This is a genomic window from Microbispora sp. H10830, from assembly GCF_014161375.1.
In the GTDB taxonomy this organism is placed as follows: domain Bacteria; phylum Actinomycetota; class Actinomycetes; order Streptosporangiales; family Streptosporangiaceae; genus Microbispora; species Microbispora catharanthi.
On the sequence record NZ_JABBWX010000005.1, the window covers coordinates 402,288 to 416,421 of the forward strand.

16 protein-coding genes are annotated in these 14,134 nt (G+C 73.0%); 7 read left to right on the forward strand and 9 right to left on the reverse strand.

What is annotated here, in order from left to right:
* Nucleotides 1-2: 2 nt before the first annotated feature.
* Nucleotides 3-1,175, reverse strand: a complete 1,173-nt coding sequence (locus tag HHX35_RS16605) for an acyl-CoA dehydrogenase family protein (protein ID WP_182899680.1) — start codon at nt 1,173-1,175, stop codon at nt 3-5.
* Nucleotides 1,175-2,242: an acyl-CoA dehydrogenase family protein gene (locus HHX35_RS16610; protein ID WP_182899681.1), complete on the reverse strand. Its 1,068-nt coding sequence runs from the start codon at nt 2,240-2,242 to the stop codon at nt 1,175-1,177. Before HHX35_RS16610 ends, HHX35_RS16605 begins: the two co-directional genes overlap by 1 nt.
* Before the next feature lie 207 nt (nt 2,243-2,449).
* On the opposite strand from HHX35_RS16610, the gene HHX35_RS16615 reads away from it, so the two are divergent.
* The 3 genes from HHX35_RS16615 (at nt 2,450) to HHX35_RS16625 (ending at nt 4,444) form a co-directional block, all read left to right on the forward strand.
* A complete protein-coding gene (locus HHX35_RS16615) occupies nt 2,450-3,106 on the forward strand; it encodes a TetR family transcriptional regulator (RefSeq protein ID WP_139578288.1) in 657 nt (218 codons plus the stop codon).
* A 191-nt stretch (nt 3,107-3,297) separates the two neighbouring features.
* Nucleotides 3,298-4,146, forward strand: a complete 849-nt coding sequence (locus HHX35_RS16620) for a hypothetical protein (RefSeq protein ID WP_182899682.1) — start codon at nt 3,298-3,300, stop codon at nt 4,144-4,146.
* A 127-nt stretch (nt 4,147-4,273) separates the two neighbouring features.
* Nucleotides 4,274-4,444: a hypothetical protein gene (locus HHX35_RS16625; protein ID WP_161628106.1), complete on the forward strand. Its 171-nt coding sequence runs from the start codon at nt 4,274-4,276 to the stop codon at nt 4,442-4,444.
* On the opposite strand, the gene HHX35_RS16630 is transcribed toward HHX35_RS16625, so the two are convergent.
* From HHX35_RS16630 to HHX35_RS16645, 4 genes are read right to left on the reverse strand one after another with little or no spacing between them, the layout of a single operon-like run.
* The gene (locus tag HHX35_RS16630; RefSeq protein ID WP_182899683.1) at nt 4,404-5,117 is read right to left on the reverse strand and encodes a VOC family protein; all 714 of its coding nucleotides are present in this window, start codon (nt 5,115-5,117) and stop codon (nt 4,404-4,406) included. The two genes, HHX35_RS16625 and HHX35_RS16630, sit on opposite strands and share 41 nt — an antisense overlap.
* Nucleotides 5,104-5,889 carry an alpha/beta fold hydrolase gene (locus tag HHX35_RS16635; protein WP_259405136.1) on the reverse strand — a complete coding sequence of 262 codons (786 nt, stop codon included), beginning with the start codon at nt 5,887-5,889 and terminating at the stop codon, nt 5,104-5,106. Before HHX35_RS16635 ends, HHX35_RS16630 begins: the two co-directional genes overlap by 14 nt.
* Entirely contained in the window at nt 5,889-6,818 is a 930-nt protein-coding gene (locus tag HHX35_RS16640) for a Rieske 2Fe-2S domain-containing protein (protein ID WP_182899685.1), read from the reverse strand. The genes HHX35_RS16635 and HHX35_RS16640 overlap by 1 nt, the downstream gene beginning before the upstream one ends.
* Nucleotides 6,815-8,041 carry an FAD-dependent oxidoreductase gene (locus HHX35_RS16645; RefSeq protein WP_182899686.1) on the reverse strand — a complete coding sequence of 409 codons (1,227 nt, stop codon included), beginning with the start codon at nt 8,039-8,041 and terminating at the stop codon, nt 6,815-6,817. The genes HHX35_RS16640 and HHX35_RS16645 overlap by 4 nt, the downstream gene beginning before the upstream one ends.
* 90 nt (nt 8,042-8,131) lie before the next feature.
* Between HHX35_RS16645 and HHX35_RS16650 the strand changes: the two genes are divergently transcribed.
* Nucleotides 8,132-9,295: a cytochrome P450 gene (locus HHX35_RS16650; RefSeq protein WP_182899687.1), complete on the forward strand. Its 1,164-nt coding sequence runs from the start codon at nt 8,132-8,134 to the stop codon at nt 9,293-9,295.
* 3 nt (nt 9,296-9,298) lie between these two features.
* Here HHX35_RS16650 and HHX35_RS16655 read toward each other — a convergent pair whose 3' ends face one another.
* From HHX35_RS16655 to HHX35_RS16665, 3 genes are read right to left on the reverse strand one after another with little or no spacing between them, the layout of a single operon-like run.
* Complete coding sequence (locus HHX35_RS16655) at nt 9,299-10,156, reverse strand: ABC transporter permease (RefSeq protein WP_182899688.1); 858 nt, start codon at nt 10,154-10,156, stop codon at nt 9,299-9,301.
* Nucleotides 10,156-11,100 (reverse strand): ABC transporter ATP-binding protein, encoded by a 945-nt coding sequence (locus HHX35_RS16660; RefSeq protein WP_182899689.1) that lies wholly within the window; start codon nt 11,098-11,100, stop codon nt 10,156-10,158. Before HHX35_RS16660 ends, HHX35_RS16655 begins: the two co-directional genes overlap by 1 nt.
* 28 nt (nt 11,101-11,128) lie before the next feature.
* A complete protein-coding gene (locus HHX35_RS16665) occupies nt 11,129-11,515 on the reverse strand; it encodes a hypothetical protein (protein WP_079320571.1) in 387 nt (128 codons plus the stop codon).
* Between the two features lie 237 nt (nt 11,516-11,752).
* Between HHX35_RS16665 and HHX35_RS16670 the strand changes: the two genes are divergently transcribed.
* The 3 genes from HHX35_RS16670 to HHX35_RS16680 are packed head-to-tail and all read left to right on the forward strand — an operon-like array spanning nt 11,753 to nt 14,087.
* On the forward strand, nt 11,753-13,072 hold the full coding sequence (locus tag HHX35_RS16670; protein WP_182899690.1) for a cytochrome P450: 1,320 nt from the start codon (nt 11,753-11,755) through the stop codon (nt 13,070-13,072).
* Nucleotides 13,069-13,905: a methyltransferase domain-containing protein gene (locus HHX35_RS16675; RefSeq protein ID WP_182899691.1), complete on the forward strand. Its 837-nt coding sequence runs from the start codon at nt 13,069-13,071 to the stop codon at nt 13,903-13,905. Before HHX35_RS16670 ends, HHX35_RS16675 begins: the two co-directional genes overlap by 4 nt.
* Nucleotides 13,902-14,087, forward strand: coding sequence for a hypothetical protein (locus tag HHX35_RS16680; RefSeq protein WP_030506179.1), 186 nt, complete (start codon nt 13,902-13,904; stop codon nt 14,085-14,087). Before HHX35_RS16675 ends, HHX35_RS16680 begins: the two co-directional genes overlap by 4 nt.
* The last annotated feature ends 47 nt before the right edge of the window (nt 14,088-14,134 follow it).

Consider the following 14,134-nt stretch of genomic DNA (forward strand, 5'->3'; position numbering starts at 1 on the left):
GCTCATCGTGGCGGTTTGGGCAGCCCGAGCCCGAGCATCGCGATCAACTCACGCTGGACCTCGTTGACGCCGCCGCCGAAGGTGAGCACGAGCGCGCCCTTGACGCCCCGGTCCACCCGCTCGATCAGGTCGCGCGTCTCCTCGTCGTACGGATCGCCGAAGCGGGCCAGCGTGTCGCCGACGATCCGGCCGACGTCCTGCACCCGCTCCGAGGCGTAGATCTTGGTGGCCGACGCGTCGGGCGCGCCCAGCCAGCCGAGGTCCATCGACGCCGCGACCTGCCAGTTCAGCAGCTCGTTCGTGCGGAAGTACGCGTACACCTCGGCGACGGCCCGCCGTACGTCGGGGTGCTCCCACAACGGCGCGCCGTCGCGCCCCCGGCCGGTCTTCGCCCAGCGGGCAAAACGGTCGAGGGTGTGCCCGATGTTGCCGGCGGGCCCGAGCGTGACGCGTTCGTGGTTGAGCTGGCTGACGATCAGGTCCCAGCCCTTGTCCACCTCGCCGACGACCATGTCGAGCGGGACGCGCACATCCGAGTAGTACGTCGCGTTGGTGTGGTGGCGGCCGTCCATCGTGATGATCGGAGTCCAGGAGAACCCGGGGTCCGCGCAGTCGACGATCATCATGGTGATCCCGCGGTGCTTCTTCGCCGCCGGATCGGTGCGCGCCGCCAGCCAGACGTAATCGGCGTGGTGCGCACCCGAGGTGAACACCTTCTGGCCGTTGACCACGTAGTGGTCGCCGTCCGGCACCGCCGTCGTCCGCAGCGAGGCCAGGTCGGTGCCCGCCTCCGGCTCGCTGTAGCCGATCGCGAAGTGGCACTCCCCGGCGAGGATGCGCGGCAGGAAGAACTCCTTCTGCGCGTCCGTGCCATACCGCATCAGCGTCGGGCCGACCGTCTGCAACGTGATCAGGGGGTACGGCACCTCGGCCCGGGTGACCTCGTTGGCGAAGATCTGCTGCTCCACCGGGCCGTAGCCGCCCCCGCCGTACTCCTTCGGCCACCCGAGGCCGAGCTTGCCGTCACGCCCCAGCCTGCGGCAGTGCGCCATGTACGCCTCGCCGAACGGGTCGCGGGCGATCTCGGCGCGCTGCTCGCCGGTCAGGCAGGACGCGAAGTAGTCCCGCAGGTCGTCGCGGAGCCGCCGCTGCTCCGCCGTCAACTCGATGAACATCAGACCAGGGCTCCGATCAGGTCGAGTTGGGCCTGCTCGCCGCCGAGCAGATGGGCGAGGTGCTTGCCCAGGCCGAAGTAGCGATGCAGCGGATAGGTCAGGTCGAGGCCGATGCCGCCGTGCAGGTGCTGGCAGGTGTAGAGCGCCCGTACGGCATCCGCGGCCGCGTTGTAGGCGGCGACGGCCAGATCCCGCTCCGCGGGCAGCCCTTCGCCCAGCCGCCAGACCCCCGTCCACATGGCGACGTCGAGCGCGCGTGCGGCGATGTAGACGTCGGCGATCTGCATGGTCACGGCCTGGAACTCGGCGAGCACCCGGTCGAACTGCCTGCGCGTTGCGATGTGTCCCTTGGTCAGCGCGAGCGCGCCGGCGAGGACCCCGGAGGCGGTCGCGGTCACGGCGGCCAGGGTGTTCAGCCGCAGCGCGGCGACGGCCGCGCCGTCCGGCTCCCCCACCATCTCGCCCGGCGCGTCCTCCAGGCTCACCGCGGCCGCGGGCTCCCCGGCCGCCGTCGGGACCGGCCGCAGTCGCGCGTCTCCCGGCCGTACGAGGAAGAGCGCGGCCTCGCCGTCGGAGAGCGCGGGCACGAGGATGGCCGACGCCTCGGCGGCGTAGGGGACGATTCCGGGCCGTCCGGTGATCCTGCCGTCCCTGGCGATCGCGGCCGGCGGGTCGCCCGGGCCCGCCCCGGCCTCGCGGAAGGCGACGGTCAGCACCTCCTCCCCTTCGGCGAACGGCGCGAGCGCCCGCCGCTGGGCGTCCGTCCCGTGCCCGGCGACGGTCAGCGCGGCGATCAGGCCGGGCAGCGCGGGGACCGGCGCGACGTGGGCCCCCGCCTCACGCAGGATCACCGCCATCGCGAGCGGGCCGAGCCCGGCCCCGCCCGCCTCGGGAGGCAGGCACGCGCCGAGCAGGCCCGCCTGCGCCAGCGCCTTCCACGCCCCCGCGTCGTACGGCCGGCCGCCACGCTCGTGCGCCTCGATCCTGGCCTGGTCCGCCTCCCGGTCCAGCACCGACGCGGCCAGCGCGCGCAACTCCGCATGGGTCTCGTCGAGATCGAAGTCCACCGGACCTCCCGCGTGTTCCACGGACCTGTCTGCGGGGCGGGATCCCCCCAGAACCGCAAACTAGAACGGATTCTAATCTCTGTCCAGAGGGAGGCTCACGAACCGGCGACGACACGTGACTGAAACACCAAAGTCATATGGCCGCCAGCGCTTTTGTGACTGACGGGTAACCATCCGGAAGGAGCGGAAATCAGATAACGTGTTCCTATGCGCACTTCGCATGCAGTCGCCGACGCTCCACCGCCGCTTCCCGAAGGGCCCTCCGCCACGGGCAGCCATCCGGCCCCGGCCACCCCCGGGGTCCGCACCAGGAGCCAGCACCAACGGCGCCGGCGCATCGTCCAGGCGGCGGCCGCCCTCGCCTCCCGCGGAGGCGTCGAGGCGATGCAGATGCGCACGGTCGCCGAGCGCGCGGGCGTCGCCCTGGGAACGCTCTACCGCTACTTCCCCTCGAAGATGGACCTGGTCGTGGCGGTGGTCGGCGAGGAGATCGACCTGCTGGAGTCCAGCATCGAGCGGCGCCCGCCACACGCCGCCCACCCCGCCGGCCGCGCGGTCGACGTGCTGATGCGGGCCACCCGGGGCCTGATGCGCGAGCCGGAACTCGCCGACGCGCTCATCCGCTCCCTGATCATGGCGGAGGTGGAGGCGCCGTTCGGCGACCGGATGGCGAGCCTGCTGCTGCGCGTCGCCGCCGACGGCCGCACGGTGAACCTTCCCGCGGAGGACCAGCTCGCGCTCGCCGGCTCCCTGTCGGGAGTCTGGGTGCAGGAGTTGCTGGAGATGCTGCGCGGGCGGCGCACCTATGAGCAGATCCAGCACCGCATCGAGATCGCCGCCGAGCGGCTGCTGGCGGGTTTCTAGATTTTCCTCGGCCACGCGATGAAATTCGCGCGACCCTGCGGTGACCGACGCCCCCGGTCACGGGTAAGACGGATATGCCAGATGGGCGGGCCGCCGTCTCCCACTAGAACGAGTTCCAGTCTTATTGGAACAAAATTCCAATTGGCGGAAAGCGCCTGGACCGGCCCTGCCGGTTCTGGTTCCATGACAGGGTGACGAGCACCCCCGAGATCCCGGCGGCCCGGCGGGACGCCGCCGCTCCGCGCATCCCCTCCGCCCGCGCGGCCTGGGGGCCGCTCTCCCTGTCGTACGCGACGGCGCAACTCGTCGAGGTGTTCCTGCACGAGGGATCACACGCGCTGGCCGCCCGCGCGGCGGGGTTCCATCCTGCCATCGGCCAGTTCGTCGAGCTGCACGTGCCCTCGCCGCAACGCGAACTGGAGGCCCTGGTGGCCGCCGCCGGCCCGGTCGGCAGCCTCGTCACCGGCCTCGTCTGCTGGGCGCTGTACCGCCGTCGCGGCCCCTCCTATCCGCGGTTGCTGCTGATGTGGCTGGCGATGACCGGCGTCGTGGCGTTCCTGGGCTACCTGGTGGTCACACCGCTGCTCGCGGTGGGCGACACCGGGGTTCTGGCCCGTCTCTACCATGTGCCCGTCGCCGTCCAGTTCCTCGTCGCCGCCGCCGCGATGGCGATTCTCTACCTGGTCACGCGGCCGCTCAGCCGGATGTACCTCGACTCGCTGCCCGCGAGCGTGCCCCTGGACACCCCACGCGCCCGCAAGGCGGCCGTGACACGCCTGTGGATCCCCTACCTGATCGGCCTGGCGCTGCTGGTGCCCGCCGGTCTCGGCGGCGACCCCGAGGTGGTCTTCTACGGCATCCTCGGCTGCTGGGGGCCGGGAATGGCGCTGGTCGGATTCATGACGCCCGGCGCGGGCCGGCCGTACGAACGCAAGGAGAGGCCGGGCACCGGCTGGCGGCTTCCCGTGTGGGCGTTTTTCGGCTACGCCGCGGTCGTCGCGTTCTATCTGCTCGTGCTGCGGCCCGGCCTGAATATCTGACCCGCCGGAATACGCATACGTACGTCCCCGGGATCCGGATGCGTAATAACCGGAATCACCCTGGACGGCCCCCGGGACATGGCCCGATGATGCGTTCGCCGAATTCTTTTTCTCTCGGGGAGCCGTCATGGGACTGGGCAACATCCGCCTTATCGTGCCGCTGGTGTACGCGATCGCGGTCGTCGTGTCGCTGATGATCGACAAGACCGTGGGCCTGGTCGTCGTGATCGTCGGGGCGCTCCTCGTGGCCGCGTTCTTCATCTGGTTCCGTCCGCGGAGCGGGACCGGCCGTCCCTGACGCCGAACAGCGCGCCCCACGGGTCGCGCACCACCGCCTCACGCCCGTCGTCCCGCACCTCGGCGACCCGGCCGCCCGCCCGCTCCGCGGCCACGGCCGCCGAGGGCACGTCGTCCACGAGGAAATACGACACCCACTGCGGGGACACGCCGTGCGGCACGCCGCGCACCTCCCGTCCGTGCGCCGGCTCCTCCCCGAAGAGCCCCGCGTAGAAGGCGCCGGCGGCGGCGGGATCGGCCGCCCACAGCTCGTGGCCGCAGGTCGCGCCGTGCTCGTCGACCAGGACGATGCCCTCCGCCCAGTGCCCCTGCCAGAAACCGACCGACGCGCCCGTCGCGTCGACCGCGAACAGGAACCGCCCGTCCTCGCCGGCGCCGAGCGGCCCGAACACCACCGTGCCGCCGAGCGCGGTCACCCGCCCGGCCACCGCGTCGGCGTCCTTCGCCGCCAGGTAGGTGTTCCAGGTGGGCGTCAACCCCCGTCCCGGTGGCACCCGGCCGAATCCTCCGACGACCTCCCCGGCCTGCCGCGCCAGGCGATAGCCGTACTCCTCGGGCTCGCCGAAGGTCCAGCCGAACAGGGTCGCGTAGAACTCCCGCGCGCCCTCCGGGTCGGCCGCCATGTAGTCCACCCAGCAGGGCGAGCCCTGCGCGTACGTCTCACGCCTGGGCATCCACCCGGCTCCTTTCCAGATGGGACCAGATGAGCGGCGCGGCGGCCTCCGGGCGTTCGATCAGGCACAGGTGACCGGCGTCCGCCATCTCCACGACCCGGCAGCGGGGGACGAGCGCGCCCAGCCGGTCGGCGTTGGCCGCGAACGTCGGCATCTCGGCGTCCCCGACGAGGACCAGGGTGTCGGCCCTGATCGCGCCGAGCGCCTCGTCGGTGTGGATGTGCCGGTGGAACGCCGCCATCGCGCCGGTGCGCAGTTCGTCCCAGCCGTGCCGGGCGATGACCGTCCGCAGGCTCGCCCGCAGCCGGGGGTGCGCCTCGGTGCCGCGGAAGATGTCGGGCGGGGAGGACATCCAGACGTCCGCCAGCGCGGCGCCGTCCGCGCCGGCCCGCCGCAGCGCCATCAGCTCGCGGTAACGCGGGGCCGTCCCCGGCTCGCTGGGCGCACCCGCGATGGTGGGGGCCGCCACGACGAGACGCCGTACGACGTCGGGCGCGTCCACGGCGAGCTGGATCCCCGCCAGCGACCCGAAGGACAGGGCGACGACGTCGTGCGCCCCCTCCGCCCGCGCGACGGCCGCGATCTCGGCCGCCAGGCCGGGCAGCGTCGTGCCGGGCCGCATCGGGCCGGACCCTCCGTGGCCCGGCAGGTCGACGCCGACGTGCCGCCGGCCGGGCAGCAGCGCCCACAGGTCGCGCCAGGTCGTGGAGTCCATCGTGTAGCCGTGGAGCCACAGCACGGCCGGGCCGCTCCCGCTCGCGTGCACCCGCATCACACCGGCTCCCCCGTCACCGCCGCGGAAGGCGTTCCGGCCGGTGGAACGGCGCCGAAGGTGGCGCAGAACCGGCGGAAGGCCAGCACGGGCCGGTCACCGGCGTCGTAGCGCTGCGGCGCGTCAGGATCGAGGTGATCCCACACGACGCGGTCCTGCTCGAAGGCGTACCGCGCGCCGTGGACCAGCGCGTCGAGCGCATCGGCCCGCTCCGGCGGCAGTGCGATGGCGACCCGCCCCACGCAGCCGTCCGGGGTGGGCACGGCGCCCGTGATGATCGTGTACGGCGCGTCCGCGGTGCCCAGCTCCGTCATGACGAGGTTGGGGCTGAAGGCACGGGCGTAGAACCGGGAGGCGAAGTCGAGCCGGCGCTCCCGCTCCCATGGCGGGGCCTTGGTGCGGAACTCCCCCTCGATCGCCATCTCCCCGTCGGGACCCGGCGACACCCGCATGCCGATCACCCGGGGCACGAGGTGCACCTGGTGGAAGTGCTCGGCGTCGAAGGCGTTCTCCACGACGTACTCCGAAGGGACCGCCACCGGCTGGATCACCGCGCTCACGACGATGTTGCCGTCGGCCACCTCCTTGATGGCCCGCTGGAAGCCGCGGTCGTCGTCGGCGGACAGCCGTACGAACACCGCCGCGCCCGCCCGCTCGACCGCGTGCTCGGCGACCGACCAGCGCCGCGCCGTGTCCCCGAGTGCCACCCGCTTGCCGTGGAAGGGGCAGATCACGCAGTCGCCGTCCAGGGTGCCGCCGTGGCCGAGGGCCGCCCCCCGGTGCGGGCACAGCCCGTCGAAGACGCGGACGCGCGACCCCTCCCGTACGGCGAGCAGCCTGCGCCCGCCGAGCATCAGGGGGTTCAGCCCCTCGGCGAGTTCCTCCTCGAACGCCAGCAGATACCAGCCCGTGTGCACTTTCCCGATCATCGCCCTACCGCCTCCAGGACCTCTCCGGCCGCGCGGTCACCGCTGGCCATGGCCGCCTGAACCATCGGGACACCGGCCGCCGTGGCCTCGCCCGCGAAGAACACCGTGCCGCCCATCGGCTCCGCCCACGCCGCCCGCGCCCACAGGCCGCCGACCCGGGGATAGGTGAACGCACCGGTCGCCCAGGCGTCCGCCCCCCAGTCGGCCGCCTCGACGTGCTCGCACCGGGCGTCGGCGGCCCAGGGCAGCACCCGGTCCAGCGGGGGCGGCCCTCCGCGGGCCGCCTCGCGCGCCCGCGCGGCGGCCCCGGCCTTGGCCACCACCAGGACGCGCGTGCTGCCGGCGGTGCAGGTGACGAAGCCCAGCCCGCCCTCGGAGTCGAACACGACGGCCGACTCCGGGGCGGGCCGCGACAGCGTCACCACCCCGCACCAGGCGTCGCCGAGGCGCAGCGACTCGGCCGCCGCCCGCTTGCGGGCCGGCATGTCCGCGATCGCGAGCGCTCCGCCCGCGACCACGGGCGGAGGCACGGTCACCACCGCCGCCGCGGCCGTCACCGCGCCCTCGTCGAGGCGGGTCTCCACCCGGCCCGGCGACCAGGCGATGCTCCTGACCGGACTGCCGTGCCGCACGTCCAGCCCGCGGGCGAGCTCGCCGGGCAGCCGGTCGAAGCCCCCGCGTATGGCGTAGCGGCCCTCGCCGACGTCGTCGGCGCGGCGTCCTGCGGCCATTCCCGCCGCGCTGAGGGACCCGGGGTCGGCCGCCCAGTTCTGCCGCAGCCATTCGGCCTGGTCGCCGGAGGTGAGCCGCTCCGCGACGGGCACGTCCTCCCCCGGGTCCCGCAGCAGGCTCTGTTCCACGGCCCACGGCGGCTGTCCCCGCCGGGCGAGCACGCCCAGCGGCAGCACCCGCCCCGCCGCGGCCACGAGGGCGTTGCCCGGCCGCACAGGCTCGGCCGCGTCCGGTTCCAGCACGTCCCACACGGGGTTGCGGTCGCCGTGGACGACCTGAGCCCCCAGCTCCATCGGGGGGCCGCCGTCGCCGGGCCGGTAGGTGCGCACCCGCCCGCCGACGCGGTCCCTGGCCTCCACCACCGTGACGGCCAGACCGGCGGCGCGCAGCCGCCGTGCGGCGGTCAGGCCGCTGACGCCCGCGCCCACGACCACTACATCGACCCGCATCGCTGCCTCCCATCGGCCCGTTCGGTCCGCAGTTGTTCGCATTCATCCCGGCGGCGACCGCTCTGTAGTAGCGTGGCCGTGCCGTGATCTTGTGACCTGTGATCTTGTGAGCTCAGCACCGAGGGACCGCCGATGACCGCTCTCCGCCGGCTTCCGGCCGGTCTGGCCCACCCGTTCTCGCCGGCGGGCAGATCCGACCCGTATCCGGCGTACGACTGGCTGCGGGCCAACGATCCGGTCCACTTCGACGTCACGTCCCGGATGTGGCTGCTCACGGCGCACGAGCACTGCGCGAGCGCGCTCAAAGACCCCCGGTTCTCGGCCGCCCTGGGACAGCGCGAGCGGGTGCGCGACGACGACCTGCCCGCCTCGATGCTGACCACCGACCCGCCCGAGCACAATCGGCTGCGCGGCCCCGGCATGGCCCTGCTCGGCCCCGCCGCGGTGCGCGAGCTCGCCGCCGGCATCGCCACCGTCGTGGACGGCCTGCTCGACGGGCTGGCGGACGCGGCCGAGGTCACCCGTGACCTCGGCGAGCCGTTCGCGACCGGCGTGCTGGCCCGGACGCTGCTCGTGCCACGCGAGGACGAGGCGGCCTTCGCGAACCTGGCGCGGCGGGCCTCGGTCAACCTCGACCCGCTGGCGGGGCCGCAGGCCGCACGGGAGGGCCGCGTGGCGATGGGCGAGCTGACCCGCTTCCTCGACGCGCACGTGGCGCGCGGGCCCGGCGGGTCGATCGGGCGGCTGGCCGCGGACGAGCGGCTGACCCGGCCCGAGATGCTGGGCATCCTCTCGCTGGCCGTCGTCGGCGGCTGGCGCCCGCTGGCCGAGATGGTGGGCAACGCGCTGTTCTGGCTGCTGCCTCGCCCCGAGGCCCTGGCCGCCCTTCGCGAGGGCGGCGACGACCTCGCCCGTACGGCGGTCGACGAGCTGCTGCGGCTGGAGGCGCCCATCCCCTTCACGGCGAGGGTGACGACCGCGGAGGTGTCCTTCGGGGACGCGGTCATTCCCGCCGGGGCGCGGGTGCTCGCCGTGGTCGCGGCGGCCAACCGCGACCCGGCCGTCTTCGACCGCCCCGGCGACCTGGTGCTGACCCGGTCTCCCAATCCCCACCTCGCCTTCGGCGCCGGCACCCATTTCTGCCTGGGCGCGCCCCTCGTCCGGCAGGCCGGCGCGCTGCTGCTGCGCGGCCTGGCCGAGCGCTTCCCCGCGATCCGCCCGGACGGCGCCCCGCCCGCCTGGGCGCCCGTGCTCGTGCCGCGCCGGCTGAGCGAGTTCCGGATCCGGCTCTCCTGACGGTCAGCGGACGTTGGGCCCGCGCCAGCGGAAGGTCAGGAAGCTCAGCGCGAGCCCGGCGAGGCACCACGCGGCCAGCACGAGCGCCACGCGGTCGAGCTCCCACACGCCCGCGGGCTCGACGTGGGCGAAATCGTTCGGCAGGAACACCGAGCGCAGTCCCTGGGTCATCCACTTGAGCGGGAACAGGGCCGCGACCGTCTGCATCCACGCCGGCAGCTGGCTGTAGGGGAAGAACACCCCCGAGATGAACTGCAGCACCAGGAACGGCAGGGTGACGATGGCCGAGGCCGACCGGGCGTTCGGGATGACCGAGCTGAACGCCACGGCCAGCAGCGTGCAGGCCACCGCGCCGAGCAGCAGCACCCACACGAGGGTCTCCCAGCGGGCGGTGGTCGAGGGCAGCGGCAGTCCGAACGCCAGCACGGCCACCGCGAGCAGCAGGACCGTCTCCAGGGTGCCGGTCACGGCCACCCTGACCACCTTGCCGATGAAGTATGCGGACTTCGGCATCGGGCTGGAGGCCAGCCTGCGGATCATCCCGGTGTCGCGCTCGATGGCGACGCTGATGGCCAGCCCGTTGAAGCTGACGCTCATCACGCCACAGGCGATGATGCCCGCGATGAACATCTGCTTGAAGTCGGTGTGGGTGCCGGGCACGGTCCCCGAGAAGATGGAGCCGAGCACGACCAGCAGCACGATGGGCAGCAGCAGCGTGAAGACCAGCGACTGCCGGTTGCGGAAGAACGACTTGAGCTCGACCGACGACCGCGAGACGGCCGACCGCCACACGATCGAGCGGGCGGGATCGAGCACCACCGCGCCCCTCTCCTGGGTGAGGGCTGCGTTGGGAGCGGTCATCACACGACACCGCCTTCCTGGTTGCTCCGGATGAGGTCCAGGTAGATCTCCTCGAGCGACGGCCGGTGGATGCGCAGGTCCGGCAGTTCGCGCACGCCGGAGGCGGCCGCCCAGGGCAGCAGCGCGGCCATGGCCTCGGTGGGGTGGTGCGTGCGTACGACCACCAGGCCCTCCGCCTCCTCCACCACGGCGTCGCCCGGTAGCGCGGGCAGGCTCCTGTCGAGCCCGTCCGCCCTGGCGAAGCTCACGGCGGCGGGTGTCGCGCGCCGGCCGCCCAGCTCCGCGACCGGGCCGGACTCGACGACCCGTCCCCCGACGATGACGGCCGCCCGCTGCGCCAGCGCCTCGACCTCGTCCAGGTAATGGGTGGTGAGCACGGTGGTCTTGCCACGGTCGGTGAAGTAGCGGACGAGGTCCCACGCCTCCCTGCGGGCGACGGGGTCGAGTCCCGTCGTCGGCTCGTCCAGGAAGATCAGATCGGGGTCCCCGATAACGCCGACCGCGACGTCGAGCCGCCGGGCCTGCCCGCCGGAGAGCGTCTGTGCCTGCTTGCGCGCCTGCTTGCCGAGGCCGACCATGTCGATCACCTCGGCCACCGGCAGCGGCGCGGGGTAGAACGCCGCGAAGTGCTCGACCACCTCGCGCACGGTCAGGTCGGTGTACGCCCCCGTCGTCTGGGGGACGACGCCGATCCGCGCGCGCCACTCGGGCGCGTCCTCGGCCGGGTCACGGCCGAGGACGCGCACGTCGCCGGAGGTCCGCCGGCGAACCCCCACCAGGATCTCGACCGTGGTGGTCTTGCCGGCGCCGTTCGGCCCGAGGAGGGCGAACACCTCGCCGCTCCGCACGTCGAGGTCCACCTCCTCGACCGCGTTCACCGGACCGTACCGCTTGCGCAGGGAGCGCACGTGTACGGGGTTCGCCTGCTCGGCGATCGTGGACATGATCTGCCCTCCGAGTGTGTGGTGATCGTCAGGTGCAGCAGCAGCAGGGGCAGCAGCAGCAGTTGATGTCGATCGACTCGGCCGAGGACACGCCGGCCGCGATGGAGTCGAGGTCGCCCTCGTTGAGCTCGGCCATGTCGACCTGGGGCGTCTCGGGGATGTGCAGTTCGAAACGGCCCGTCTCGAGGCCCCGCTCCCACAGGGCGACCTGTACCTCGATGTTGCTGTCGTGGTGGCCTTCGGGGATGTTGCGGACGAGTACGACCTCGGCCCCCGCCGGCAGCTCCAGACCGGACTCGGCCAGAGCCGAGCGGGGGTCGGAGTCCAGGCGGGCCGAGTATTCCTCACTCGACCACGCCGTGATCAGAACGCGGGTGTACGCGTTCACGAATTCCGCGCGCTGTCTCGGGTCCAAAGACATAGCCTGCCTCCCGGCTTTTTCGCGGGCGATGTGTCCCGCTGCTTTCGAAATGAAGTCTTACACGGCCGGACGGGAACGCACAGACTTAATTTCCGGGCCACTCGCATAAGTATTGAGGACGCGAACGGCGCAGACTATGCTCCGATCAGGAAATATCACCGAGTACGTATTCACTCCGAATCGCATGCGCAATTCATCGGCGAATACGTATTTAAAAAAGTGAGGGTGGGCATGGCCGATACGCACAGCGGTTACGTATCCCTGCCGCCGGGTCCGGACGGCGCCCAGAGCCTGCGCAGCATGCGGGAGGACCCGCTGCGCTTCGTCACCGAGATGGCCGCCTACGGCGACGTGACGAGGCACGAGGCCGAGGGAGCGCCCGTCTACATGCTGCACCGGCCCGACCTGGCCCGGCACGTGCTGAAGGACAACGGCGCCAACTACACGAAGGACCGCACGCCCGACGACGACATGCTCCGCCCCCTGCTCGGCAACGGGTTGCTGACCAGCGGCGGCGAGGAGTGGGCCCGGCAGCGCAAAATGATCGCCCCGGCCTTCCGCCCGACCGAGGTCGAGCGGTTCGACCAGGTCATGACCGACGCCGCGGCCGGCCTGACCGAGCGGTGGCGGCGGGCCGGAGAGGAGGGCGCGGCGGTCCGGGTCGACCACGACCTGACCGCTCTCACACTCACCGTCATCGCGCGGGCCATGCTCGGCGCGGACATCGCGGGCGTCGGCGACGGCTTCGGCCGGGCGGTGGACGAGGTCAACCGCTTCATCGGCCACTTCGACCCCGCCTCCGAGGGAGGGGGCCGGGAGGGATTCCGCCGGGCGAAGGCGTTCCTCGACGGCGTCACCCGGGCGATCGTGGCCGCCCGCCGGGCCACCGGGCAGGAGGGCCACGACCTGCTCGGCGCGATGCTGGCCTCGGGGCACGCGATGACCGCGACCGACCTGCGCGACCAGGTGCTGACGATCGTCATGGCCGGGCACGAGACCACGGCCAAGGCGCTGACCTGGACGCTCTACCTCCTCGACCGTCATCCCGACGCCGCGCGGGCGGTGCGCGCGGAGGTGGACGAGGTGCTGGGCGGCGACCGGACCCCCACCGCGGCCGACCTGCCCCGGCTGACGACCTGCCAGCGGGCGATCAAGGAGGCCATGCGGCTGTACCCGCCCGTGTGGCTCATCTCCCGGCGCTCGGTCGAGGCCGACGTCGTCGGCGGCTACCCCATACCGCCCGGCACGCTCGTGTGCGTCAGCCCGTACGTACTCCACCGGGATCCGCGGTACTGGCCCGACCCGGAGACGTACGCACCGGACCGGTTCGCGGCCGAGCACACCCACGCGGGCCACCAGTACCTCCCCTTCGGGGGCGGCCCCCGGGTGTGCGTCGGCCGCCACTTCGCGATGGTCGAGGCCACCCTCGTGCTGGCGGTGCTGCTGCGCACCGTGCGCCCGGAGCTCGTCCCCGGCCACCCGGTCGAGCCCGAGGCCCTGGTCACGCTGCGCCCCCGGCACGGCATGCTCATGGTCCCGAGGCCGCGGTGACCGCCGTGACGGGCGCCGGGTCGTACGACCCCGCCACGACGACCGCCGGAGGCCTGGGCGGCGAGCTGGCGCGCCTGGAGGCCCAGGCCGAGCTCTCCTTCGACGAGGAGCTGCGTGTCCTGCTCGACGTCGGCCTGCCCGCGCCGCTGCTGGAGCTCGGGGCGGGCTCCGGCGCGGTCACGCGGCGGCTGCGGGCCGCCCTGCCGGACCTGCCCATGCTGGCCGCCGACATCGACACGGCGCTGCTGGCGCACGCGTCCGGCGCGCGGGTTCCGCTGCTCGGTTGCGACGCCGTACGGCTGCCGCTGGCGGACGGGGCCGTGGGCACCGTCCTGCTCCGGTACGTACTGCAGCACGTGGCCGACCCGGCGACGGTGGTGGCCGAGGCCCTGCGGGTGCTGCGGCCGGGCGGGCGGCTGATCGTGATCGAGGTGGACGCGATGCTGTGGGGCCTGGCCGACCCGATGTACCCCGAGATGGCCGGCGTCCACAACCGCATGACCGGCGCGCAGCGGCAGGCGGGCGGAGACCGGCTGATCGGGCGCAAGCTCACCCGGCTCCTTCGCCGTGCGGGCTTCGGCGACGTGGTCCTGCGCCCGTTCGCCACCACCAACGACGACCGCCCCACCGAGGCGTTCGCCCCCCACCTGGGCCCGGAGCGGCTGGCGCCGCTGGTCGCCTCCGGGGCCCTGTCCCTGCCCGAGCTCGCCCTGGCGGCCGACCGGTGGCGGCGTTTCCGCGCCGACCCCGACGCCTGGGTCATGCTGCTCGGCCTCGTCGTCGCCGGGACCGCACCGGGCGGTCCCGCCGAGTCCGAACGGAGTACGTCATGAGCCCCTTCTGGAAAATCTTCGTCGCGATCTTCTGTTACATCAGCGGCATCGTGGGCCTCGGGCTGGCCGTCGCCAACGCCAGCGTGAAGCCGCCCGCCACCACCCACGCCTTCGTGTACGGCGGGCTCGGCCTGGTGTTCCTCATCGCCGGAATCGTGTTGAGCCGCAGGCCCCGCTACTGAACACATGAGAACCGCCGGCGGGCCGTTTCCGGTCCGCCGGCGGCGTG

What these genes read in the sequence shown, in the direction of transcription:
- HHX35_RS16605 (WP_182899680.1), bottom strand. Translation starts at nt 1,175, where the DNA reads ATGTTCATCGAGTTGACGGCGGAGCAGCGGCGGCTCCGCGACGACCTG.
- HHX35_RS16660 (WP_182899689.1), bottom strand. Translation starts at nt 11,100, where the DNA reads ATGTCCACGATCGCCGAGCAGGCGAACCCCGTACACGTGCGCTCCCTG.
- HHX35_RS16625 (WP_161628106.1), top strand. Translation starts at nt 4,274, where the DNA reads ATGGGACTGGGCAACATCCGCCTTATCGTGCCGCTGGTGTACGCGATC.
- HHX35_RS16645 (WP_182899686.1), bottom strand. Translation starts at nt 8,041, where the DNA reads ATGCGAACAACTGCGGACCGAACGGGCCGATGGGAGGCAGCGATGCGG.
- HHX35_RS16630 (WP_182899683.1), bottom strand. Translation starts at nt 5,117, where the DNA reads ATGCCCAGGCGTGAGACGTACGCGCAGGGCTCGCCCTGCTGGGTGGAC.
- HHX35_RS16640 (WP_182899685.1), bottom strand. Translation starts at nt 6,818, where the DNA reads ATGATCGGGAAAGTGCACACGGGCTGGTATCTGCTGGCGTTCGAGGAG.
- HHX35_RS16635 (WP_259405136.1), bottom strand. Translation starts at nt 5,889, where the DNA reads ATGCGGGTGCACGCGAGCGGGAGCGGCCCGGCCGTGCTGTGGCTCCAC.
- HHX35_RS16650 (WP_182899687.1), top strand. Translation starts at nt 8,132, where the DNA reads ATGACCGCTCTCCGCCGGCTTCCGGCCGGTCTGGCCCACCCGTTCTCG.
- HHX35_RS16615 (WP_139578288.1), top strand. Translation starts at nt 2,450, where the DNA reads ATGCGCACTTCGCATGCAGTCGCCGACGCTCCACCGCCGCTTCCCGAA.
- HHX35_RS16670 (WP_182899690.1), top strand. Translation starts at nt 11,753, where the DNA reads ATGGCCGATACGCACAGCGGTTACGTATCCCTGCCGCCGGGTCCGGAC.
- HHX35_RS16655 (WP_182899688.1), bottom strand. Translation starts at nt 10,156, where the DNA reads ATGACCGCTCCCAACGCAGCCCTCACCCAGGAGAGGGGCGCGGTGGTG.
- HHX35_RS16680 (WP_030506179.1), top strand. Translation starts at nt 13,902, where the DNA reads ATGAGCCCCTTCTGGAAAATCTTCGTCGCGATCTTCTGTTACATCAGC.